The 21,498-nt window shown below is 36.7% G+C and carries 27 protein-coding genes; 26 read left to right on the plus strand and 1 reads right to left on the minus strand.

What is annotated here, in order from left to right:
- Positions 1-126 precede the first annotated feature (126 nt).
- The 10 genes from AC2YJL_RS26090 to rsmI all read left to right on the plus strand — a co-directional run bounded on the left by AC2YJL_RS26090 (position 127) and on the right by rsmI (position 7,110).
- Positions 127-309, plus strand: coding sequence for a sigma factor G inhibitor Gin (locus AC2YJL_RS26090; protein WP_230931627.1), 183 nt, complete (start codon positions 127-129; stop codon positions 307-309).
- 153 nt (positions 310-462) lie between these two features.
- Positions 463-1,887, plus strand: coding sequence for an aminotransferase class I/II-fold pyridoxal phosphate-dependent enzyme (locus tag AC2YJL_RS26095; RefSeq protein WP_251569151.1), 1,425 nt, complete (start codon positions 463-465; stop codon positions 1,885-1,887).
- A 16-nt stretch (positions 1,888-1,903) separates the two neighbouring features.
- Positions 1,904-2,530, plus strand: coding sequence for a dTMP kinase (gene tmk / locus AC2YJL_RS26100; protein WP_043979046.1), 627 nt, complete (start codon positions 1,904-1,906; stop codon positions 2,528-2,530).
- A gap of 63 nt (positions 2,531-2,593) precedes the next feature.
- Complete coding sequence (locus AC2YJL_RS26105; protein ID WP_063248177.1) at positions 2,594-2,923, plus strand: cyclic-di-AMP receptor; 330 nt, start codon at positions 2,594-2,596, stop codon at positions 2,921-2,923.
- Positions 2,924-2,956: 33 nt separating this feature from the next.
- The gene (gene holB / locus AC2YJL_RS26110) at positions 2,957-3,949 is read left to right on the plus strand and encodes a DNA polymerase III subunit delta' (RefSeq protein WP_230931629.1); all 993 of its coding nucleotides are present in this window, start codon (positions 2,957-2,959) and stop codon (positions 3,947-3,949) included.
- Positions 3,950-3,953: 4 nt separating this feature from the next.
- Positions 3,954-4,781 (plus strand): PSP1 domain-containing protein, encoded by an 828-nt coding sequence (locus tag AC2YJL_RS26115; RefSeq protein WP_028410357.1) that lies wholly within the window; start codon positions 3,954-3,956, stop codon positions 4,779-4,781.
- Between the two features lie 14 nt (positions 4,782-4,795).
- Positions 4,796-5,161, plus strand: a complete 366-nt coding sequence (gene yabA, locus AC2YJL_RS26120; protein ID WP_013054848.1) for a DNA replication initiation control protein YabA — start codon at positions 4,796-4,798, stop codon at positions 5,159-5,161.
- Between the two features lie 78 nt (positions 5,162-5,239).
- The gene (locus tag AC2YJL_RS26125) at positions 5,240-5,986 is read left to right on the plus strand and encodes a tRNA1(Val) (adenine(37)-N6)-methyltransferase (RefSeq protein WP_013054849.1); all 747 of its coding nucleotides are present in this window, start codon (positions 5,240-5,242) and stop codon (positions 5,984-5,986) included.
- Positions 5,973-6,260: a GIY-YIG nuclease family protein gene (locus AC2YJL_RS26130; protein ID WP_013054850.1), complete on the plus strand. Its 288-nt coding sequence runs from the start codon at positions 5,973-5,975 to the stop codon at positions 6,258-6,260. Before AC2YJL_RS26125 ends, AC2YJL_RS26130 begins: the two co-directional genes overlap by 14 nt.
- Positions 6,238-7,110: a 16S rRNA (cytidine(1402)-2'-O)-methyltransferase gene (gene rsmI, locus AC2YJL_RS26135; protein WP_016762698.1), complete on the plus strand. Its 873-nt coding sequence runs from the start codon at positions 6,238-6,240 to the stop codon at positions 7,108-7,110. The genes AC2YJL_RS26130 and rsmI overlap by 23 nt, the downstream gene beginning before the upstream one ends.
- Before the next feature lie 32 nt (positions 7,111-7,142).
- On the opposite strand, the gene abrB is transcribed toward rsmI, so the two are convergent.
- Positions 7,143-7,433, minus strand: a complete 291-nt coding sequence (gene abrB / locus AC2YJL_RS26140) for a transition state genes transcriptional regulator AbrB (protein WP_170836841.1) — start codon at positions 7,431-7,433, stop codon at positions 7,143-7,145.
- 565 nt (positions 7,434-7,998) lie between these two features.
- On the opposite strand from abrB, the gene metG reads away from it, so the two are divergent.
- From metG to fin, 16 genes are all read left to right on the plus strand, one after another.
- Complete coding sequence (gene metG, locus AC2YJL_RS26145) at positions 7,999-9,981, plus strand: methionine--tRNA ligase (protein WP_251569150.1); 1,983 nt, start codon at positions 7,999-8,001, stop codon at positions 9,979-9,981.
- Positions 9,982-10,052: 71 nt separating this feature from the next.
- The gene (locus AC2YJL_RS26150; RefSeq protein ID WP_050691219.1) at positions 10,053-10,823 is read left to right on the plus strand and encodes a TatD family hydrolase; all 771 of its coding nucleotides are present in this window, start codon (positions 10,053-10,055) and stop codon (positions 10,821-10,823) included.
- Between the two features lie 223 nt (positions 10,824-11,046).
- A complete protein-coding gene (rnmV, locus tag AC2YJL_RS26155) occupies positions 11,047-11,610 on the plus strand; it encodes a ribonuclease M5 (protein WP_013081337.1) in 564 nt (187 codons plus the stop codon).
- Entirely contained in the window at positions 11,604-12,482 is an 879-nt protein-coding gene (gene rsmA, locus AC2YJL_RS26160) for a 16S rRNA (adenine(1518)-N(6)/adenine(1519)-N(6))-dimethyltransferase RsmA (protein ID WP_195695625.1), read from the plus strand. Before rnmV ends, rsmA begins: the two co-directional genes overlap by 7 nt.
- A gap of 77 nt (positions 12,483-12,559) precedes the next feature.
- Positions 12,560-13,432: a sporulation peptidase YabG gene (yabG, locus tag AC2YJL_RS26165; protein ID WP_025601509.1), complete on the plus strand. Its 873-nt coding sequence runs from the start codon at positions 12,560-12,562 to the stop codon at positions 13,430-13,432.
- Between the two features lie 273 nt (positions 13,433-13,705).
- Positions 13,706-13,939 carry a biofilm formation stimulator Veg gene (veg, locus tag AC2YJL_RS26170; protein WP_013054859.1) on the plus strand — a complete coding sequence of 78 codons (234 nt, stop codon included), beginning with the start codon at positions 13,706-13,708 and terminating at the stop codon, positions 13,937-13,939.
- A 194-nt stretch (positions 13,940-14,133) separates the two neighbouring features.
- Positions 14,134-14,304: a small, acid-soluble spore protein, alpha/beta type gene (locus tag AC2YJL_RS26175; protein ID WP_013054860.1), complete on the plus strand. Its 171-nt coding sequence runs from the start codon at positions 14,134-14,136 to the stop codon at positions 14,302-14,304.
- Positions 14,305-14,502: 198 nt separating this feature from the next.
- Complete coding sequence (gene ispE / locus AC2YJL_RS26180) at positions 14,503-15,372, plus strand: 4-(cytidine 5'-diphospho)-2-C-methyl-D-erythritol kinase (RefSeq protein ID WP_025753156.1); 870 nt, start codon at positions 14,503-14,505, stop codon at positions 15,370-15,372.
- A 56-nt stretch (positions 15,373-15,428) separates the two neighbouring features.
- Positions 15,429-16,250 (plus strand): pur operon repressor, encoded by an 822-nt coding sequence (purR, locus tag AC2YJL_RS26185; protein WP_195695624.1) that lies wholly within the window; start codon positions 15,429-15,431, stop codon positions 16,248-16,250.
- Positions 16,251-16,271: 21 nt separating this feature from the next.
- Entirely contained in the window at positions 16,272-16,649 is a 378-nt protein-coding gene (locus tag AC2YJL_RS26190; protein WP_013054863.1) for a RidA family protein, read from the plus strand.
- A gap of 155 nt (positions 16,650-16,804) precedes the next feature.
- Complete coding sequence (spoVG, locus tag AC2YJL_RS26195; RefSeq protein WP_013054864.1) at positions 16,805-17,095, plus strand: septation regulator SpoVG; 291 nt, start codon at positions 16,805-16,807, stop codon at positions 17,093-17,095.
- Between the two features lie 194 nt (positions 17,096-17,289).
- On the plus strand, positions 17,290-18,669 hold the full coding sequence (gene glmU, locus AC2YJL_RS26200) for a bifunctional UDP-N-acetylglucosamine diphosphorylase/glucosamine-1-phosphate N-acetyltransferase GlmU (RefSeq protein ID WP_014462060.1): 1,380 nt from the start codon (positions 17,290-17,292) through the stop codon (positions 18,667-18,669).
- A gap of 18 nt (positions 18,670-18,687) precedes the next feature.
- Complete coding sequence (locus tag AC2YJL_RS26205) at positions 18,688-19,641, plus strand: ribose-phosphate diphosphokinase (protein ID WP_014462059.1); 954 nt, start codon at positions 18,688-18,690, stop codon at positions 19,639-19,641.
- 186 nt (positions 19,642-19,827) lie between these two features.
- Entirely contained in the window at positions 19,828-20,457 is a 630-nt protein-coding gene (locus AC2YJL_RS26210; protein WP_230931631.1) for a 50S ribosomal protein L25/general stress protein Ctc, read from the plus strand.
- Positions 20,458-20,596: 139 nt separating this feature from the next.
- Positions 20,597-21,154 carry an aminoacyl-tRNA hydrolase gene (gene pth, locus AC2YJL_RS26215; protein WP_025753163.1) on the plus strand — a complete coding sequence of 186 codons (558 nt, stop codon included), beginning with the start codon at positions 20,597-20,599 and terminating at the stop codon, positions 21,152-21,154.
- Between the two features lie 59 nt (positions 21,155-21,213).
- Positions 21,214-21,444, plus strand: coding sequence for an anti-sigma-F factor Fin (gene fin, locus AC2YJL_RS26220; RefSeq protein ID WP_013054869.1), 231 nt, complete (start codon positions 21,214-21,216; stop codon positions 21,442-21,444).
- Positions 21,445-21,498 lie beyond the last annotated feature (54 nt).

The raw sequence follows: 21,498 nt of genomic DNA on the forward strand, positions 1-21,498 counted from the left end.
TTAGCTATTTTAGCTAGTCCTTTTTTTATTATTCACAGAGTATAAGCTATCTACATAAAATGGGGTAAATGAACTGCATAAAGAAGTTACATCTTGTCGATACTTAATTAGTGGAGGTGGAGAGTAATGGAAAAACAAATTAAGACATGTTCCGTTTGTCATGAACAGCATACACAGGGTATTGAGGTGTTTTCCAGCTTTATATGCCAACACTGCGAGGTAGAGATTGTAGAGGTAGATTCATCTCATTTTCGTTATCAATTGTTAGTAGATCAATTAAAGAGAATATCAGGAGCGTTTTCTTACTAAAAGCCCTTTTTTATAAGGGCTTCTTTATATGGCTCAAAAAAATCAACTAAGTTTGTTATAATGAAAGAAAAATGAATTTTGATAGGAAAAATACTTACATATTCTTTTATCAAGTTAACAATGTTATATTTACAAAAAGTAAGGAATGGATGTATGGATACATATTTACCTTTATATAACCGTTTAGTAAGGCACAGCGAAAAAAGGTCACTCTCTTATCACGTGCCCGGCCACAAAAATGGTCAAATTCTACCTTCACATATTCAGTCTTCTTACGCAGACTTTTTGCAATACGATCTAACAGAAATTAGCGGATTAGATGATTTACATGAAGCAGAATCTGTTATTAAAGAAGCACAAGAGTTAACGGCAAAGTTGTATGGAGTAGATGAAAGCTTTTTTTTAGTTAATGGTTCTACTGTAGGCAATCTCGCCGCGATTTTATCTCTTTGTCAAGAAGGAGATAAAATTGCTGTTCAAAGAGATTCTCATAAATCTATTTTTAATGCTATTGCTTTATCAAAGGCATCGCCTATTTTTTTAGCTCCTGAAATAGATTCAAAAACACATCTTAGTACAGGTGTATCCATTAAAACAATTAAAGCAGCTTTAGAGGGTTCTCAGGATATAAAAGCATTTGTATTAACAAATCCTACTTACTACGGGGTAGCGCGAGATTTAAAGGAGATCATTGATTTTATTCATGGCTACAATATTCCTATAATTATTGATGAAGCTCATGGAGCCCACTTTATTTTAGGTAATCCTTTTCCGTCGTCAGCTGTTACGTATGGAGCGGATCTTGTTGTTCAGTCAGCACATAAAACGCTGCCAGCTATGACTATGGGTTCTTATTTACATATGCAGGGGACGTTGATAAATAAGCAAAGCGTTCGGCATTACCTACAAGTACTGCAGTCAAGCAGTCCCTCATACCCTATTATGGCTTCTCTCGATTTAGCAAGGTATTATCTGCAGCAGTTTACTCAGCATGATATTGATAGAATGACTGACAATATTCATTCGTTTGTTGAAAAGATTAATGAGATTGATACACTTTCAACTATTGATGTGGAAACAGATCAAACTGTTACCGACCTTTTGAAAATGACGTTGACTTGTTCGGCTGCAACAGGATATCATTTGCAAAAGGAACTGGAAAAGCAAGATATTTATACAGAACTAGCTGATGTTAACTATGTATTGTTTGTGCTACCTTTAAGCAGCAGTTGGGATTTTAATGATACAATTAAGCGGGTTAGACAAGCAGTAGAGAATATACAGCGTAAGTCATATGAAAAACCACTAATCAAACCATTTCGTTTTTCAAGAGCAACGGTTCTCCTGCCTGTGGAAGAAAGAAAACTAAGATCAAAGCATATGTGTTCGTTTGAAGAAGCGATTGGGCGTGTAAGCGCACAATCTGTTATTCCATATCCTCCTGGAATTCCTATTTTAATGGAGGGAGAAACGATTACGAGCAATCATATTGACTATATTTTGCATATTCAAAGGTTAAATGGTCATATTCAGGGCGGCTCTTGTATGGAAGAAGGAAAGATAGAAGTATTTAAATAGAGAAAGGAATTTATACATGTCAGGAACGTTTATTACATTCGAAGGGCCAGAAGGTGCTGGTAAGACGACGATCATCCATATGGTTCAACAAAAATTAATACAAGAGGGCTATACCATTGTATTAACAAGAGAGCCTGGAGGCATACGAATTGCTGAACAAATTCGTGAAATCATCTTAAATCCATCTAATACGGAAATGGATGCCAGAACCGAAGCACTTCTTTATGCTGCGGCTAGAAGACAACATCTTGTAGAAAAAGTGATTCCTGAGCTAAATAAAGGGAATATAGTATTATGCGACCGTTTTATTGATAGCTCACTTGCTTATCAAGGAAATGCGCGGGGTATAGGCGTAGAAGATATTTTTGCTATCAATCAATTTGCTATTGAGCAAACGATGCCACAGGCCACTTTATATTTTGATATTGAGCCTGAGGTAGGGTTAGAAAGAATTAATAAAGGTCGAAAAGATGAGATTAATCGATTAGATTTAGAATCCTTAGACTTTCATTACAAAGTACGAGATGGATATTTATCTCTTTTGAGTGAATTTCCAGAGCGTATTCGACGAATTGATGCAAATCAATCCGTTGAAAAAGTCTGTGAAGAAGCTTATAAACAAATAAAATTGATTTTAAAATAAATACAGATGATCGTTATTCTTGCTATACTATTCTTAACAAAAAAGTAAAATGAGGTGTTATTCATGAAATTAGTAATGGCCGTTATTCAAGATTCAGATAGCTCAAAGCTTTTAAATGCACTTGTAGAAAGAGGGTTTCGTTCAACCAAATTATCAAGTACGGGCGGATTTTTAAAATCAGGGAATACAACAATTATGATTGGTACAGATGATCATAAAGTAGATGAAGCACTTGATATTATTAAGGGCCAATGTGAAAACCGCAGACAGATGATTTCTCCTGTGGCACCGATGGGTGGTAATGCAGATTCATACATTCCGTATCCTGTTGAAGTTGAAGTGGGCGGAGCTACAGTATTCGTACTACCAGTAGATCAATTTCATCAATTTTAAGAGAGAAGATTTTAAATAGAAAGTGATGATTGAATGAGAAATACATGGGAACAGCTTGAAGCTCTTCAGCCGAACGTATTAAAGATTTTACAAAACAGCTTACTTAAAGAGCGAGTTGCTCATGCTTATTTATTTGAAGGAAGCAAAGGAACAGGTAAAAAACAAATTAGTTTTTTGTTTGCTAAAGCGCTGTTTTGCCAAAATCCAGTTAATCATAGGCCATGCCATGAGTGCAGTAACTGCCGGCGAATTGATTCAGGTAATCATCCAGATATTCACTTGATTGAGCCAGCTGGTTTATCGATTAAAAAAGAGCAAATTCAATTTTTGCAATCAGAATTCACAAAAACCGGTGTTGAATCTAATAAAAAGTTATATATTGTGAATCATGTTGATAAAATGACAGTAAGCGCAGCAAATAGTTTACTGAAATTTTTAGAAGAGCCTGGCAACGGAACTTATGCAGTTTTATTAACAGAAAATATACAGCGCTTATTAGATACGATTATCTCACGTTGCCAAGTAATATCATTTCGATCTCTTACACCAGAACAGTTAGCTGAAAAACTAGTAGAAAATGGCCTTTCCGCAGTAGATGCGTCCATCTTGTCTAATTTAACAAACAGCATTGATGAAGCAATTGAATTAAGTAAAGATGAATGGTTTGGACTTGCAATAAAGTTAGTGATACAATTATATGAAGTGTTAACAACGAGACCTCAACAAGCTCTTCTTTTTATTCATGAAAAGTGGGTAACACATTTTAAAGAAAAAGAACAAGCACATATTGGTTTAACTTTATTGATGCTTCTTTATCGTGATTTGTTGACGCTGCAAGTTGGACAAGAGTCTAAAATCGTCTATCGTCATAAAATAGAAGAATTAAAACAGCAAGCTCTTCAGACAACGCAGGAAAAAGCGATTTATCGCTTAGAGGTTATCTTGAAGGCCAAAAATAAATTAAATTCAAATATGAATCTACAGTTATTAATGGAACAGCTGGTGTTGGATTTGCAGGAGGGATAAAAGCTTGTATGATGTAGTAGGCGTTCGCTTTAAAAAAGCGGGAAAAATATATTATTTTGACCCTGGAGAACTTACAATTCCAGATGGTGAGTTTGTTATTGTAGAAACAGTTCGTGGTGTTGAATTTGGCAGAGTGGTTATTAATAAAAAGCAAGTAAGTGAAAACGATGTCGTACTTCCTTTGAAAAAAGTAATCCGCATTGCCGAACAAAAAGACAGGCTGATTGTGGATGAAAATAAACAAGCTGCTAGAGAAGCGTATGACGTATGCGTGCAAAAAATTCAATCACACGATTTAGATATGAAGTTAGTAGATGTAGAATATACGTTTGATCGTAATAAAGTCATTTTTTATTTTACAGCAGACGGCCGTATTGATTTTAGAGAGTTAGTTAAAGATTTAGCTGCTATTTTCCGTACGCGAATTGAGCTTCGTCAAATCGGTGTACGAGACGAGGCAAAACTGTTGGGCGGGATAGGTCCTTGTGGCCGTATGCTATGTTGCTCAACGTTTTTAGGTGATTTTGAGCCGGTTTCTATTAAGATGGCCAAAGACCAAAACCTATCGCTTAATCCAACGAAAATTTCTGGTTTATGCGGACGTTTGATGTGTTGTTTAAAATATGAAAATGATGAGTATGAAACGGCAAAAGAACAGCTTCCTGATATAGGCTCAACAATTAAAACTTCAGATGGTTCAGGACGTGTAGTGGGTTTGAATATTTTGGAAAGAATTATTCAAGTGGAACTGTCAGATCACGAACAAATTTTAGAGTATACTCTGGATGAGATCAATAATGAAGGTGCTGTTTCGTTTCAAGCCACAGATTAACGAGGTGGGCAAAGGTGGATAAAAAAGAGATTTTTGATTCGGTGACAAACATGGAGGAACAAATTGGTCATTTATATAAGCAGTTAGGTGAGTTGAAAGAGCATCTTGCTGAGCTAATTGAAGAAAATCATCACCTGCAAATAGAAAATGATCATTTGCGCCGTCGCCTTGACCAGACAAACTTCGAAACGAAGCTGAAAAATAGACATTCAAAAGCAAGCGCTCAAACAAAAGAGCAAAAACAAATTGATATCGGAGAAGGATATGACAATTTGGCTCGCCTTTACCAAGAGGGTTTTCATATTTGTAACATTCATTATGGAAGTGTGCGTAAAGATGGAGACTGTTTGTTTTGCTTGTCATTTTTAAATAAAAAGTAACAACACCTCTCCCTTTTGGAGAGGTTCTTTTTATGAGTAAAAGATGTAAATAAAAGATGTACAAGGAGAAGAACGACTATGGTTGAGTTATATGGAGATGAACGTTTAGATTATCTATTAGCCGATGAGGAGATGCGCATTATTCAAAGTCCGTCTGTCTTTTCCTTTTCATTGGATGCTGTGCTTTTATCTCACTTTGCTTATGTCCCAATTCGTAAAGGTAACTTGGTTGATTTATGTTCAGGAAACGGTGTAATCCCACTGTTTTTATCTAAACGAACAAAGGGAAAAATTATTGGTGTAGAAATTCAAGAGCGGCTACATAGTATGGCGCAAAGAAGTATTGCGTATAATCAGCTCGATGGGCAGATTAAAATGATACATGGTGATTTAAAAAATGCGCCTCAAGAACTGGGTTATGGAAAATATGATGTTGTAACATGTAATCCTCCTTATTTCACCACATCCAATAAAGAAGAGATAAATGAAAACGAACACTTTGCAATCGCTCGCCACGAAATTCATTGTTCGTTGGAAGATGTGATTAGAGCCAGCAGTCAACTAGTGAAGCAAGGCGGAAAAGTGGCATTAGTTCACCGTCCAGGAAGACTGTTAGATATCGTTACGTTAATGAGGCAGTACCGTTTAGAGCCAAAGAGACTTCAGTTTGTCTATCCTAAAGATGGGAAAGAAGCAAATACACTTTTAATTGAAGGTACGAAGGATGGAAGTCCAGATTTAAAGATTCTTCCTCCGCTGGTGGTCTACCAAGATAATGATGAATACACGGACGAATTAAAAAGGATTTTATATGGAACAAAATAATCATTATTTTTACGTAGTTGAATGCAAGGACTGTACGTATTATGCTGGTTACACGAATAATTTGCAAAAACGTATTTCTGTCCATAATGAAGGAAAAGGGGCAAAATATACGAGAGCAAGAAGGCCTGTTTCATTAATTTGGCATGAGGTATTTACTTCTAAAACAGAAGCTATGCAAAAAGAATATTGGTTCAAACAGTTAAGCAGAGTGCAAAAACAGGCTTACATTCGAAGGGAGCAAGAAAAGCAGAATGAAATCACAAAAAAGTTATGATGTATCGAATGAACGAGGCGTTTTATATTTAGTTCCTACTCCTATTGGAAACTTAGAGGATATGACGTTTCGTGCGATTCGGATTTTAAAAGAAGTTGATTATATTGCCGCAGAAGATACGAGACAAACGAAAAAACTATGTAACCACTTTGAAATCGATACGCCTATTACAAGTTATCATGAACATAATAAACATACAAAAAGTGAACAGCTGTTAAGCGACTTAGACAGTGAAAAAAATATTGCTTTAGTAAGCGATGCGGGTATGCCTTGTATTTCAGATCCTGGTTATGAGTTAGTGGTAGCTGCCGTTAAAGAAGGATATACGGTTGTTCCGCTGCCGGGGCCCAACGCAGCATTAACAGCTTTAATTGCTTCTGGTTTACCTACGGGGCAGTTTTATTTTTATGGATTTTTAAACAGAAACAAAAAGCAACGTAAAGAACAGCTTCAAGAGCTTCAGTATATTAAGGAAAGCATGATATTTTATGAAGCCCCTCATCGACTAAAAGAAACGCTAAAGAGTATAGAAGAAATTTTAGGGAACCGATCTATTGTGTTATGTAGAGAGTTAACAAAACGCTATGAAGAATTTTTGAGAGGAAGCGTATTAGAAGCAATTGAATGGACAAATGCCACAGATATTAGAGGCGAATTCTGCTTAATTCTTGAAGGGACAAATGAAGAAGCACCAGATGAAAGTAATCTATGGTGGGAACAGCTCACCATTATCGAGCATGTTGATCACTATGTAGAAGAAGGGCTTTCAAACAAAGAAGCTATTAAGCAAGTGGCGAAAGACCGAGATGTGTCAAAGCGAGACATTTATAGTGAATATCACGTACATTAAAAAAAGCTGTCTATCATAGACAGCTTTTCGTTTTATTTAGAAGCTTGTAAAGAATCTTGAAGTTCTTTCATGATTTGTTCTGCACCTTCACGGCTTAGAATTAATTTGCCGCTAGCAAGTTGAATGTTATCATCAGATACTTCACCTGTTACTTGGCAAGTCATGTTTGGTTTGTATTTTTTTAAGATGATGCGCTCTTCATCTACATAGATTTCTAGAGCATCTTTCTCTGCAATTCCTAATGTACGACGTAATTCAATTGGAATTACTACGCGTCCTAATTCATCAACTTTACGAACAATACCTGTAGATTTCATGTTAATCGTTCTCCTCTCAGTAATCGTTTTTCTATGTTATTACTTTCGTCATTATTCGACAATTTCAACGTACTTTCATAATACCAGCGTTTCCAAAACTAGTCAATCATTTTATATGTAAAAAAATGTAGCTGGTAAAAAAATTTTTTCTCGACGTGTTTACAAGCTAATTGTGACCGTCAGTCAAGGAATGACAAGGGGTTTCATTGGAAAAAAGATTAATTGTCTAAATAGCTTGATATTAACTATTTTGAAGATAGGGTAAATGTAATTCGACATAAAACGACAAAATTAGAGCTATTTGTCGTTTCATCAAAGTGACTTTTTGAATGAGGGTATATTTTATATAAAAATAGGGCGAAGCTGATACAATTAACAGGATTATTTTTTGGGAAAATAACGATTATTTAAAAATGAAGTGAATCCGTCATATTCCCTTGTATATAGGAAGAGAATGTTTTGAAATTATCATGTAAAATAGTATGATAGATAGTAGAATAAGAAGACAGGGTTTATATGATTACGTACATATAAATCAAAATGTTGAAATGGAATGTTGGAGGTTATGAACATGGCAGATGGAAATAATACATTTTATATTACTACGCCGATTTATTATCCGAGTGGTAAATTACATATAGGGCATGCATACACGACAGTAGCAGGAGATGCAATGGCTCGTTATAAACGTTTGAGAGGGTTTGACGTACGTTATTTAACAGGTACAGATGAACATGGTCAAAAAATTCAGCGAAAAGCAGAAGAGAAAAACGTGACACCTCAGCAATACGTAGATGATATTGTATCTGGAATCAAAGAACTGTGGGATAAGATGGATATTTCGTATGATGATTTTATCCGTACAACAGAATCCAGACATAAAGAAATCGTGGAAAAGATTTTCGCGCGCCTTTTAGAACAAGGTGATATTTATCTTGATGAGTATGAAGGTTGGTATTCAGTTCCCGATGAGACGTACTATACAGAGCATCAACTAGTAGATCCAATCGTTGAAAATGGAAAAGTTGTAGGCGGAAAAAGCCCGGATAGCGGACACCCTGTAGAGCTCGTTCGAGAAGAGTCCTATTTCTTTAAAATGGGGAAATACGTAGATCGTTTACTAGCTTTTTATGAAGAAAACCCTTCATTTATTCAACCAGAGTCCCGTAAAAACGAAATGATCAATAATTTTATTAAGCCTGGCCTTGAAGACTTAGCTGTTTCTCGTACGACGTTTGATTGGGGGGTAAAAGTTCCAGGTAACCCAAAACACGTTATTTACGTATGGATTGATGCGCTTTCTAACTATATCACCTCTCTTGGGTATGGTACAGAGAACGATGAAAACTATCGGAAATATTGGCCAGCCAATGTACATTTAGTAGGAAAAGAAATCGTACGTTTCCATACTATTTATTGGCCAATCATGTTGATGGCACTTGATTTGCCACTTCCTAAGAAAGTATTTGCTCACGGCTGGTTATTAATGAAAGATGGAAAGATGTCGAAGTCAAAAGGGAATGTAGTAGACCCAGTGACATTGATTGACCGCTATGGACTAGATGCCCTTCGTTACTACTTACTTCGTGAAGTTCCATTCGGTTCAGACGGTGTATTCACACCAGAAGCGTTTGTTGAACGTATTAACTTTGACTTAGCAAATGACCTTGGCAACCTAATTAATCGTACAGTGGCGATGATTAATAAGTATTTTGATGGTGTTATTCCGACTTATGAAGGCAATGTAACAGAGTTTGATGCACTTATCGTCCAAGCACAAAAAGATACAGTGAATAAATATGAAGAAGCGATGGAAGATATGGAGTTTTCAGTGGCTCTTGCTTCTATCTGGCAATATGTAAGCCGCACGAATAAATACATTGATGAAACGCAGCCTTGGGCGTTAGCAAAAGATGAGAATAAGCGTGCAGAACTTGCTTCTGTTATGACACATCTAGCTGAATCAATTCGTCACATTGCGGTATTGCTGCAGCCATTCTTAACACGTACACCTGAGAAAATTTTCGCTCAGATTGGTGTAAAAGAAGATGTATTAAAAACGTGGGAAAGCACGACGCGTTTTAATATGCTTAAAGAAGGCACAAAAGTAGAAAAAGGTGAGCCAATGTTCCCTCGTCTAGATCGAGAAGAAGAGGTAGCGTTTATTAAAGAGCAGATGCAAGGAAGTGCTCCAAAAGAAGAAAAACCTGTTGTGAAGGAAGAGTCTTCTGAAGAGATTACAATTGATGATTTCATGAAAGTAGAGCTTCGTGTAGCGCAAGTTACGCAAGTAGAAACAGTTAAAAAGGCAGATAAACTATTAAAGCTTCAGCTTGATCTTGGCTATGAAAAACGCCAGGTTGTATCAGGGATTGCCAAGTTTTATAAGCCTGAAGAATTAGTAGGTCGAAAAGTAATTTGTGTAACCAACTTAAAACCTGTGAAACTGCGCGGTGAACTATCACAAGGAATGATTTTAGCGGGTGAAGATGAGAATGGTCTTTCCCTAGCAAGCGTAGATCAAAACTTAGCAAATGGCACGAAGATAAAATAAGTATAGGCAAAAGGGGCGTTTCACGTGTAACATGCGAGGACCCCCTTTTATTCATGGAAAGGATCGATTAGATGTTATTTGATACACATGTTCATTTAAACGCAGAACAGTATGAAGATGATTTGCAAGAAGTAATTAATCGTGCGTTAGAAAAAGGTGTTCAAAACATGGTAGTTGTGGGATTCGATGAACCTACCATCAAAAAGGCTATTCAAATAGCTGAAACGTATGACTTTATCTATGCTAGTGTAGGGTGGCATCCAGTAGATGCAATTGATATGACGGATGAGCACTTAGCTTGGATTGAAGAGTTAGCTCAGCATCCGAAAGTTGTTGCTTTAGGGGAAATGGGATTAGACTACCATTGGGATAAATCACCTAAAGAGGTTCAAAAGGACGTATTTCGCCGTCAAATTCGCTTAGCTCGCAAAGTGAATTTACCTATCATTATTCATAATCGTGATGCAACGGAAGACGTGGTAACCATTTTAAAAGAAGAGCACGTAGAAGAAGTAGGCGGAATTATGCATTGCTTCACGGGCAGTATTGAAGTAGCGAAGCAGTGTATGGATATGAATATGTATATTTCTTTTGGTGGACCTGTTACTTTTAAAAATGCGAAAAAACCAAAAGAAGTTGCTACAGAGCTTCCTTTAGATAAACTATTAATTGAAACAGACTGTCCTTATTTAACTCCTCATCCATTCCGCGGCAAGCGCAATGAACCTGGTTATGTTTCATACGTAGCAGAGCAAATTGCAGAGTTAAAAGGGATAACGTATGAAGAATTGGCCGAGATTACAACAGCTAACGCCAAAAAGCTATTTGGCATTAATGATTAAAACTTTTTCTCATATAACAATCATTTTCGTGTTAAAGTAAAGATAGGCGCAGAGGAGAATGTTATCCTCTGCCTTTTTCAGTTAAAATAACAGGTAAATGCTTTTTAATTTAGTTGATAATAAGATAAAACGTTGATTTCATAGAAGAAAAATGATGTGCGTAACGAGCATTTCATTTTTACTGAAAAGCAAATGAACAAAACTGAATGTTTTGGAGGAAGCAATGAAGATTAAAGAAATTATTGTAGTAGAAGGCCGAGATGACACTGTAGCGATTAAACGTGCAGTGGATGCGGATACCATCGAGACAAATGGATCAGCTGTAAATGAAGAAACCATTGAAAAAGTAAAATTAGCTCAAAAAACAAGAGGCGTGATTATTTTTACAGATCCAGATTATCCGGGACAGCGAATTCGAAATATTGTTTCAGAACGTGTTCCCGGATGTAAACATGCATTCTTAGATAAAGAAGAGGCTCGCCCTAAAAATGGCAAAGGTATTGGAGTTGAACATGCTTCTATTGCGTCTATTCAAAAAGCACTAAAAGATGTGAAGCAAGAGTGGATGGGGGCAGCTATGGAGATTTCTCAAGAGGATTTAATCGTAGCTCGTTTGATAGGAGATAGTAAAGCCAAATCTCGACGTGAAAGAATAGGAAAGTTATTAAAAATTGGCTATGCCAACGGAAAGCAGCTCCATAAACGCTTACAGATGTTCCAGATTTCAAAAGAGGACTTTATCAGAGCTGTTGAGCAGATAAATAAGGAGGAAAAGGGATCGTGTTAAAAGATATTGCAACGCCTAATCGAACCAAGGAAATTTTAAAGAAATACGGTTTTACATTTAAAAAGAGTTTGGGACAAAATTTTTTAATTGATACAAACATTTTACATCGTATTGTTGATCATGCGGAAATAACAGAAGAAACGGGAGCTATTGAAATTGGACCTGGTATCGGGGCCTTAACTGAACAGCTAGCAAAGCGCGCAAAAAAAGTACTGGCATTTGAAATCGATCAGCGTCTGCTTCCGATTTTAGCTGATACGCTTTCTCCTTACCCAAATGCAAAAGTTATTCATCAAGATGTGTTAAAAGCGGATTTAAAAGAGACGCTCGAACAAGAATTCGAAAACATAGAAGATTTAATGGTCGTTGCGAATTTACCGTATTACGTGACGACACCCATTTTGATGAAATTATTAGAAGAGCAAATTCCGGTACGTGGAATCGTCGTTATGCTTCAAAAAGAAGTTGCTGACCGTATAGCAGCTAAACCGGGAACAAAAGAGTACGGTTCACTTTCTATTGCGATTCAATACTATACAGAGGCTGAGACGGTTATGATTGTGCCTAAAACAGTGTTTAATCCGCAGCCTAATGTAGACTCAGCTGTTATTCGATTGTTAAGAAGACCGAAGCCAGCGGTAGAAGTACAAGATGAAGAATTCTTCTTTCAAGTTGTACGAGCAAGTTTCGGACAGCGTCGAAAAACAATTTTAAACAATCTAGTGAACAACTTACCAAATGGGAAGCAGAAAAAAGCGGACATTGAGCAAGCACTTTCAACTGCTGAAATTGATCCGAAACGAAGAGGCGAAACGTTATCTATTCAAGAATTTGGAAAGTTAAGTGATCAACTTTTAAAATCATTTCGCTAAATTATCACATTTTTATCATGAAGTCATAGGCTATGAAGAGAATTTATTTTTGAAGTAGCAAAGACGGAGTGAAGCATATGAACATCAAAATTGGTGATATAGTTACACGACCTTCTTATCAAAGAGATTTGCTTTTTCGTGTTATAGCTATTAATGACAGCGAAGCGGGGAAATATGCGACTTTAATAGGAGAAGACGTTCGGTTGATTGCCGACGCTCCTTGTACAGATCTAGAGGTTGTGGATGCTAAAGAACAGGATCAAAGAAAAAAACAAGAAGAAGAACTTTTAGAAAGATCCTTGGAGCTTATTCAACAGGATTATCGGCTCGTTCGAGAGAAAACTGAATATAGCATGACAAATGGATACAGCCATTCACATCGCTTATTTCAAATTCCAGGAAAGGTCCTGCACGTAGACGGAGACCCTAATTATTTACGTAAATGTTTGTTGGTTTACGAAAAAATTGGTGTTCCTGTTTATGGTGTTCATTGCGTTGAGTCAGAAATGCCGGAGAAGGTTGGAAAGCTAATTGAGGATGTAAGACCTGATATTCTAGTGCTGACAGGTCATGATGCCTATTCCAAAGGAAAAGGAAATAAAGATGATCTCCTTGCTTATAGACATTCCAAGCACTATATTCAAACAGTCCAAGAAGCAAGAAAAAGAGTTGGTAATTTAGATCAGCTGGTGATCTTTGCAGGTGCCTGTCAATCGCATTTTGAATTATTGATTCAAGCTGGAGCAAACTTTGCTAGTTCACCTTCACGTGTAAATATTCATGCTCTTGACCCTGTGTATGTAGTAGCAAAACTAAGTTTTACTCCTTTCACGGATCGTATTAATGTATGGGACGTCTTACGTAATACATTAACGGGTGCTAAAGGTTTAGGAGGAGTAGAAACAAAAGGGCTGCTTCGCACGGGCATGCCTTATGAAAGCGATGAGTAGAAATAAAAACAACTGGTTACAGCATGTACACGCATGATGTGCAACCAGTTGTTTTTTCGTATGAAGCCAAAGTATACGCTTAATTACACAAAATCATTTTCAATATTTGCTAAAGATATACATATTTCGTTGAAAAACGAGCATACTAACAGCGAAATGTAGATTCATGTTGAAAATTATTTATTGACACAATTAGAGATAGATTGTTATAATTTTATGTTTTTGACTATTTTTCTAACATGTGTTACACTATACATAGTGAGGTGGACCAATATGGCGAAAACTTTGTCTGATATTAAGCAAGCGCTGGATTTGCACCTAGGCCAACGATTAACTTTAAAAGCAAACGGTGGTCGTAGAAAAACAGTAGAACGTTCAGGTGTATTAACAGAAACGTACCCATCTGTTTTTATCGTTGAATTAGATCAAGAGGAAAACTCTTTGGAGCGCGTTTCGTATAGTTACGCAGATGTGTTAACGGAAACAGTGCAACTAAAATTTTTCTAAGAATGACATAGGCAATATAGCAAGTGGTGATGAGCAGTGGACATTGGTTTACTGCTTTTTTATTGGTCTTTTTTTCAAATTATATATGCAATCTTTTTTATACATACTATACATATCGTCCTCGCGTTTCTTATGTAAAAGAGCGAGGAGATTCAGGTTGAAATTTCATTTTATACGTAAAGGAGCCATGTGCAATGTCAAGGCGTAGAGGGATTATGTCATCGAAGCTGAAAGAAGAACTGGCTAAAGAACTTGGTTTTTACGATACTGTACAAGCAGAAGGCTGGGGCGCTATTCGGGCAAAAGACGCAGGCAATATGGTGAAGCGAGCTGTAGAGCTTGCACAGCAGCAGCTAAAGCAATAGCATAGTGAAAATCAATGCTTATACGATTATTTAAAGTGAAATGAGGAAAACCGAAGTGTATAACCGCTTCGGTTTTTTTGTCCCAAAATGAAAGATAAAAAAGAGGATTAAACAAAGATGTTTAAATGAACAGCTATATCTTGTTCATTTTATGATAAAATAGCGTTAAACTCGATAAGATGAAGTAGGTGAAGTAAGTTGAAATTAATGGTGAAAGCACCGGCTAAAATAAATTTGTCACTTGATGTGTTACATAAACGTCCAGATGGTTACCATGAAGTTAAGATGATTATGACAACAATTGATTTAGCGGACAGAATTGAACTTTCTGACCGTGAAGATGGACGAATTGTTATTTATTCTCATAATCGCTTTGTTCCAGATGACCAGCGAAATCTCGCTTATCAGGCAGCGCAGATTTTGAAACGACGTTATAACATTTCAAAAGGTGTAAATATATTAATTGATAAACATATTCCAGTAGCTGCCGGATTAGCTGGAGGCAGCAGTGACGCGGCTGCTACATTACGCGGTTTAAATACGTTATGGGAATTAGGGTTATCATTAGACACACTTGCAGAAATAGGGGCTGAGATTGGCTCTGACGTATCTTTTTGCGTGTACGGAGGGACAGCTCTTGCTACAGGGCGCGGAGAGATTGTAGAGCATATTGAGGCACCTCCAAGCTGCTGGGTGATTTTGGCTAAGCCTGAAATAGGTGTTTCTACAGCAGATGTATATCGAAACTTAAAAATTGAAGAGATGGATCATCCTAAAGTAGATGAGATGGTTCACGCCATACAATCAGGAAATTATGATGAAATGTGTAGCCTTGTCGGAAATGTATTGGAAGCAGTAACGCTGAAAATGCATCCGGAAGTAGCTCTCATTAAAGAACAAATAAAGCGTTTTGGCGCCGATGCTGTGCTCATGAGCGGCAGTGGGCCAACTGTATTCGGACTTGTACAGCATGATTCACGTATGCATCGCATTTACAATGGATTACGTGGCTTTTGTGATAAAGTTTATGCAGTTAGGCTACTAGGTGAACGAATAACGCTTGAATAAATCCGTATGTTAATGTTATATTTACATTACAATATTCGGATTTTCAGGAGGATGTTATGAAGTTTCGACGTAGTGGACGATTAATTGATATGACCAACTATTTCATTCAAAACCCTCAGCGCCTTATCCCTCTTACGTATTTTGCAGATAAATATGATTCCGCAAAATCATCTATTAGCGAAGATATGGCGATTATTAAACAAACTTTTGAACAGCAGGGTATCGGAACTTTGGTTACGCTACCAGGGGCTGCCGGCGGAGTTAAATTCATTCCAAAGATGTCGAATGAAGAAGCCGGTCAGCTTGTTCAAGAATTATGTGGGTTGATTGAAAAACCTGAGCGTTTATTGCCAGGTGGATATTTATATTTAACTGATATTTTAGGGAACCCCCGCGTTGTGAATAAAATCGGTCGCTTGTATGCGTCGCTTTTTGCTAACCGCAAAATCGATGTGGTGATGACTGTAGCAACAAAAGGTATTCCTATTGCGTATGCGGTTGCTCAGTATTTAGATGTGCCCGTTGTTATTGTGCGCAGAGACAGTAAAGTAACTGAAGGATCGACCGTTAGTATTAACTACGTATCGGGTTCATCTAAGCGCATTCAAACGATGCTGTTAGCTAAAAGAAGTTTAGCGGTGGGGTCAAATGTACTCATCATTGATGATTTCATGAAAGCTGGCGGTACTGTAAATGGAATGGTTAGCTTGCTTGAAGAGTTCGATGCAACTGTTGCTGGTATTGGAGTTTTAGTAGAATCAGAAGATATTGAAGAACGTTTAGTGGATGAGTATGTGTCCCTTGTACAATTAACAGATGTAAATATCAAAGATAAACAAATTCGTGTACAAGAAGGCAATTACTTAAAATATATTTGATCCAGTAAGGGAGAGGAACATATGTTACAGGTTCAAACAAAAAATGCACCGCAAGCTATTGGTCCATATTCACAGGGAATTGTTGTGAATAACTTGTTTTACAGTTCAGGTCAAATTCCACTTCGTCCAGATGGTACGTTGGTCGAAGGAGATGTTCAAGTACAAGCTACTCAGGTATTTGAAAATCTAAAAGCAGTTCTTGAAGAAGCTGGAGCTTCTCTAAATACAGTTGTAAAGGCAACCGTGTTCATTAAAGATATGAACGACTTCGCAGCGTTAAATGAAGTCTATGGCGACTACTTTGGGGACCATAAGCCGGCACGTTCATGTGTAGAAGTAGCGAGACTACCTAAAGATGTACTTGTTGAAATTGAAGTTATTGCGCTCGTTAAAGGGTAATCAAATTAACAAATTTCTAACAAAAAGCAAGTAACTTCCAATTGTTCACTTTTTTTGCGAAAATTTTCTAAAAATTTTTTCTGAATAGCAGGAAAACACAAAATTCTGTGGAATTAAGTATGTAAAGCTTCGCATAGAAAAAGGTGGTGAACAAGATGGAAGTAACTGACGTAAGATTACGCCGCGTGAACACTGAAGGACGTATGAGAGCGATTGCTTCAATCACATTAGATGGTGAATTTGTTGTTCATGATATTCGTGTGATTGATGGTAATAATGGCTTATTTGTAGCCATGCCAAGTAAACGTACACCGGATGGTGAGTTCCGTGATATTGCACATCCAATCAATTCAAATACTCGCGGAAAGATTCAAGATGCTGTTTTAGCAGAATATCATCGTTTAGGTGAGGTAGAAGTTGAATTCGAAGAAGCGGGTGCTTCGTAAACATATGATACATTAAGAGTCTACTGAAAAGTAGGCTCTTTTCTTTTTGATTACCACTTATATAATTTCACACCTTTGTAAAACTTTAGCATTACCAAAAAATAAAATTCATGACTTATAAATGATTCCTTGAAATGCTGTCATTTTTGATATAATATTCTTAATGGATAAAAAGGTAAAATTGGAGGCCTGTTATGTCAAAAAGATATGCAGTCATATTGGCAGCTGGTCAGGGTACACGTATGAAGTCATCTTTATATAAAGTGTTACACCCTGTGTGTGGCAAACCGATGGTGCAACACGTAATTGATCAGTTATCACGTTTAGATTTAACAAATTTAATTACAGTTGTAGGTCACGGTGCCGAAAAAGTGAAATCACATGTTGGAGATAAAAGCTTATTTGCTTTACAAGAAGAGCAGTTAGGAACAGCTCATGCAGTGATGCAAGCAGAATCTTTACTTGCACATGAAAAAGGTACGACAATTGTTGTATGTGGAGATACTCCGCTTATTACAGCTGAAACAATTGAATCTTTATTAAAGCATCATGAAGCAACAAATGCAATGGCAACTATTTTAACAGCTCATGCAGAAGATCCAACAGGATATGGACGCATCATTCGAAATGAACAAGGGTCTGTTGAAAAGATTGTGGAGCATAAAGATGCCACAGAACAAGAACGTCTTGTACAGGAAATTAATACTGGTACGTATTGTTTTGATAATGAGAAATTATTTGAGACACTTTCAAAAGTTTCAAATGATAATGTACAGGGAGAGTATTATTTACCTGATGTTATCGAAATTCTAAAAAATGAAGGTCAAATTATTTCTGCATATCAAACATCCGATTTTGCTGAAACATTGGGCGTTAATGATCGATTTGCTCTGTCTCAAGCAGAAGAAACAATGAAGAAGCGCATCAACAAGCAGCATATGTTAAATGGAGTGACGATTGTGGATCCTTCTAACACGTACATTTCAGCAGATGCTGTTATTGGCAGAGATACGGTTATTTATCCTGGTACGGTTATTCAAGGAACAGTTGTAATTGGAGAGAATTGTGAAGTAGGCCCTAACAGTGAAATTAAAGACTGCAAAATAGGTAATAATACTTCTATTCGCCATTCTGTTGCTCACGATAGTGAAATTGGTCACGAAGTCACAATTGGCCCATTTGCACATATTCGTCCTCAATCATTAATTGGAGATGAAGTGCGCGTAGGAAACTTTGTAGAAATTAAAAAAGCATCTTTTGGCAAAGGTAGCAAAGCTTCTCATTTAAGTTATATTGGAGACGCAGAGGTCGGAAAAGGTGTAAACTTAGGGTGCGGATCTATTACAGTTAACTACGATGGGAAAAATAAATTTTTAACAAAGATTGAAGATGGGGCATTCGTAGGATGTAACTCAAACTTAATTGCACCTGTAACAATTGGGGAAGGCGCCTATGTTGCAGCTGGTTCAACGGTAACGGATGATGTGCCAGGAAAAGCATTATCAATTGCTCGTGCGAAACAAGTAAATAAAGAAAACTATGCTGAAAAGCTTGATATTAATAAAAAATCCTGACGGAGGTTTCACAATAAAATGTCAAATGTATATGCTGATGAAAATTTAAAGTTATTTACGCTAAATTCAAACAAGGCTTTAGCTGAAGAGATCGCAAAAGTAATTGGTGTGGAATTAGGTAAATGTTCGGTTGATCGTTTCAGTGACGGTGAAATTCAAATTAACATTGAAGAAAGTATCCGTGGTTGTGATGTATTTATCATTCAATCAACAAGTGCTCCAGTTAACGAACACTTAATGGAATTATTAATTATGATTGATGCATTAAAACGTGCATCAGCTAAAACAATTAACATCGTTATGCCTTACTATGGCTATGCTCGTCAGGATCGTAAAGCTCGTGCACGTGAACCAATCACTGCAAAATTAGCAGCAAATATCATTGAAAAAGCGGGAGCTACTCGTATTATCACATTAGATTTACACGCTCCTCAAATTCAAGGTTTCTTCGATATTCCAATTGACCATTTAGTAGGTGTTCCAATTTTAGGTGAATACTTTAAGAGTAAAAACCTTGATGACGTTGTTGTTGTATCTCCGGACCACGGTGGCGTAACGCGTGCTCGCCGTTTAGCGGAACGTCTAAAAGCGCCGATCGCTATCATTGACAAACGTCGTCCTCGTCCAAACGTAGCAGAAGTTATGAACATCGTTGGACAAGTGGAAGGAAAAACAGCAATCTTGATTGATGACATGATTGATACAGCCGGTACAATTACAATTGGTGCAAGTGCATTAATTGAAGCAGGTGCAAAAGAAGTATATGCTTGTTGTACACACCCAGTGCTTTCAGGCCCTGCAATTGAGCGTATTCAAAACTCTACAATCAAAGAGCTAGCTGTAACAAACTCTATTGCTTTAACAGAAGATAAGAAAATTGGTAAAGTAACAGAACTTTCAGTAGCTCCGTTAATCGGTGAAGCGATTATTCGTGTTCATGAAGAGCAATCAGTTAGTACGTTATTTGATTGATAAACAGAACCTCTTTCCAAATGGAAAGAGGTTTTTTTGAAAAAAATTAAATGCGCTAATCCTTTGTTTTAAAGGGATCTGGACAGGATGAACAAAGATATATTAATGTTCAAACTGGGTTTCATGTTTAGCAACCTTCTAAAAAGGGTACATTTTAAGTAGAAAACATACTGGAAGGTGAATAAAATGAGTATTTCAATTCAAGCAAATAAAAGAACGGATTTCAAAAATTCTACAAATAGAAAGATTCGCGACGAAGGAAACTTCCCAGCGGTTGTTTACGGAAATAAAACAGAATCCACAGCTATTTACTTAAACAGTGCTGATTTTATTAAGACTATTCGTGAAGCAGGGCGCAATGGAGTGTTAACATTACAAGTGGATAAGCAAAAATATTCCGTAATGTTACATGATATTCAAACTGATCCATTAAAAAACGAAATTGTCCACGCGGATTTCCAAGTGGTCGACATGAAGAAAGAAATTGATACTGAAGTTTCTTTATCTCTAGTAGGAGAAGCAAAAGGAACAAAAGAAGGCGGCGTATTACAGCAGTCTCTATATGAAATTTCATTAAAAGGCTTGCCGCAAGATATTCCATCATCTATTGATGTAGATGTATCAGATTTAGGAATTAATGATACAATCACAGTAGCGGATATTAAAGTAGATAAAAAGCTAGAAATTACGCATGATGCAGAAGATACAGTTGCTTCTGTACTACCTCCTCAACAGGAAGAAGAGCCGGACAGCGGCGAAGTTCAGGATGCTGAAGGCAATGTTGAAGCAACAAAAGAAAAAGATAACGAAGAATAATATAAAAAGACGTAACCAAAAGGTTACGTCTTTTTGTGTGAATTGATTATAATAAAAGTGATACTATATAGTAATGTAAAACATTAAAGACATTTACCTATTATGTACAACTTACATAGAGTGGAAAGGAGTATCTATTTTGAAATTAATCGTTGGTTTAGGGAATCCTGGAAAAGAATATGACCGAACTCGTCATAACATAGGATTTATGGCAATTGATAAAATTGCTGAACAGTTTATGATTTCATTAGATAAAACAAAGTTTAACGGAATATATGGAACAGGTATAATAAAAGGAGAAAAAGTCATATTATTAAAGCCTCTAACATATATGAATTTATCAGGAGAAAGTATTCGCCCATTAATGGACTATTTTGATATAGACGTCGAAGACTTGCTTGTTATTTACGATGACTTAGATTTACCGTGCGGAAAAGTAAGATTGCGTACAAAAGGAAGTCCAGGCGGCCATAACGGAATAAAATCAATTATTCAGCATTTAAAAACCCAAGAATTTAACCGAATTCGTATTGGAATTGATCGTCCGCAAAACGGTATGAAAGTAGTTGATTACGTACTAGGGCGCTTTACAGCAGATGAAATGGTTCATATGGAAGAAGCGATGAAAACGTCTATACACGCGAGTGAAGATTTTTTAGGTAAACCGTTCTTAGAAGTAATGAATCGCTATAATTAAGTAGAATAAAATTTCTCTCAATCGTCCATACTAACACTAAAAGATTTGGGAGGATTTGTATGTCTATTCATTATTTCTGTAGACATTGTGGCGCAAAAGTCGGTATGATAGAAAAGACAGCTCACAATACGGAAGCACTCGGTTTTAATCACCTGACCGCAGATGAACGAAAAGACTTTATTCACTACCACAATAGTGGAGATATCGTGGTTAAAATTATTTGTGAAGACTGTCAAGAAGCGCTAGAACGAAATCCAGACTATCATCAGTACGAAACATTTATACAATAAAAAGCTTTGGTCTCAAACCAAAGCGTTTTTCTGTTTAGTTTAGACATATCATGG

Source organism: Priestia sp. SRI_019 (assembly GCF_057586255.1).

What these genes read in the sequence shown, in the direction of transcription:
- yabG (WP_025601509.1), top strand. Translation starts at nt 12,560, where the DNA reads ATGAACATCAAAATTGGTGATATAGTTACACGACCTTCTTATCAAAGA.
- metG (WP_251569150.1), top strand. Translation starts at nt 7,999, where the DNA reads ATGGCAGATGGAAATAATACATTTTATATTACTACGCCGATTTATTAT.
- spoVG (WP_013054864.1), top strand. Translation starts at nt 16,805, where the DNA reads ATGGAAGTAACTGACGTAAGATTACGCCGCGTGAACACTGAAGGACGT.
- purR (WP_195695624.1), top strand. Translation starts at nt 15,429, where the DNA reads ATGAAGTTTCGACGTAGTGGACGATTAATTGATATGACCAACTATTTC.
- AC2YJL_RS26105 (WP_063248177.1), top strand. Translation starts at nt 2,594, where the DNA reads ATGAAATTAGTAATGGCCGTTATTCAAGATTCAGATAGCTCAAAGCTT.
- AC2YJL_RS26125 (WP_013054849.1), top strand. Translation starts at nt 5,240, where the DNA reads ATGGTTGAGTTATATGGAGATGAACGTTTAGATTATCTATTAGCCGAT.
- AC2YJL_RS26210 (WP_230931631.1), top strand. Translation starts at nt 19,828, where the DNA reads ATGAGTATTTCAATTCAAGCAAATAAAAGAACGGATTTCAAAAATTCT.
- AC2YJL_RS26130 (WP_013054850.1), top strand. Translation starts at nt 5,973, where the DNA reads ATGGAACAAAATAATCATTATTTTTACGTAGTTGAATGCAAGGACTGT.
- AC2YJL_RS26150 (WP_050691219.1), top strand. Translation starts at nt 10,053, where the DNA reads ATGTTATTTGATACACATGTTCATTTAAACGCAGAACAGTATGAAGAT.
- AC2YJL_RS26190 (WP_013054863.1), top strand. Translation starts at nt 16,272, where the DNA reads ATGTTACAGGTTCAAACAAAAAATGCACCGCAAGCTATTGGTCCATAT.
- AC2YJL_RS26095 (WP_251569151.1), top strand. Translation starts at nt 463, where the DNA reads ATGGATACATATTTACCTTTATATAACCGTTTAGTAAGGCACAGCGAA.
- fin (WP_013054869.1), top strand. Translation starts at nt 21,214, where the DNA reads ATGTCTATTCATTATTTCTGTAGACATTGTGGCGCAAAAGTCGGTATG.
- AC2YJL_RS26175 (WP_013054860.1), top strand. Translation starts at nt 14,134, where the DNA reads ATGTCAAGGCGTAGAGGGATTATGTCATCGAAGCTGAAAGAAGAACTG.
- AC2YJL_RS26090 (WP_230931627.1), top strand. Translation starts at nt 127, where the DNA reads ATGGAAAAACAAATTAAGACATGTTCCGTTTGTCATGAACAGCATACA.
- AC2YJL_RS26205 (WP_014462059.1), top strand. Translation starts at nt 18,688, where the DNA reads ATGTCAAATGTATATGCTGATGAAAATTTAAAGTTATTTACGCTAAAT.
- holB (WP_230931629.1), top strand. Translation starts at nt 2,957, where the DNA reads ATGAGAAATACATGGGAACAGCTTGAAGCTCTTCAGCCGAACGTATTA.
- tmk (WP_043979046.1), top strand. Translation starts at nt 1,904, where the DNA reads ATGTCAGGAACGTTTATTACATTCGAAGGGCCAGAAGGTGCTGGTAAG.
- veg (WP_013054859.1), top strand. Translation starts at nt 13,706, where the DNA reads ATGGCGAAAACTTTGTCTGATATTAAGCAAGCGCTGGATTTGCACCTA.
- glmU (WP_014462060.1), top strand. Translation starts at nt 17,290, where the DNA reads ATGTCAAAAAGATATGCAGTCATATTGGCAGCTGGTCAGGGTACACGT.
- rnmV (WP_013081337.1), top strand. Translation starts at nt 11,047, where the DNA reads ATGAAGATTAAAGAAATTATTGTAGTAGAAGGCCGAGATGACACTGTA.
- rsmI (WP_016762698.1), top strand. Translation starts at nt 6,238, where the DNA reads ATGAAATCACAAAAAAGTTATGATGTATCGAATGAACGAGGCGTTTTA.